The sequence below is a fragment of the Microcoleus sp. LAD1_D5 genome, assembly GCF_036702115.1.
Lineage (GTDB): Bacteria > Cyanobacteriota > Cyanobacteriia > Cyanobacteriales > Microcoleaceae > Microcoleus.
In genome coordinates this window covers 27,140-27,465 of record NZ_JAUBSA010000041.1, presented here as the reverse complement: position 1 = coordinate 27,465, position 326 = coordinate 27,140, and the positions used below count along the sequence as shown (strand labels likewise).

Annotated in this window: 1 protein-coding gene; it reads left to right on the top strand. The window is 54.6% G+C overall.

Going from position 1 to position 326, the window contains the following annotated elements; genetic code table 11:
• The coding region (locus tag QUA70_RS17575; protein ID WP_333348922.1) for a hypothetical protein at positions 1–326 on the top strand (326 nt) is incomplete at both ends.

The window sequence follows — 326 nt, the reverse complement described above, 5'->3', positions numbered from 1 at the left end:
GCCGTCACTCCTAATAGCACCAATGCAGCAGAAGGCGGTGCAGCAGGCAGTTACAGCATTGTCCTTACCAAAGCGCCGACAGGTAATGTTACCGTCAATGTAGCTACGGGCAGTCAAATAGATGCGATCGCTCCGATAGTTTTCACTCCGGCTAATTGGAATGCAGCGCAAACTGTCACCGTCAAAGCTACCGACGACAGCATAGTGGAAGGAACCCACACCGGTTTCATTCTTTCGAGCGTTGCCGCCGACAGTGCTGCCGAATACTTGCCAGTGGCGATCGCACCAGTTAGCGTCACCATCGCCGACAACGACATCGCCCCACC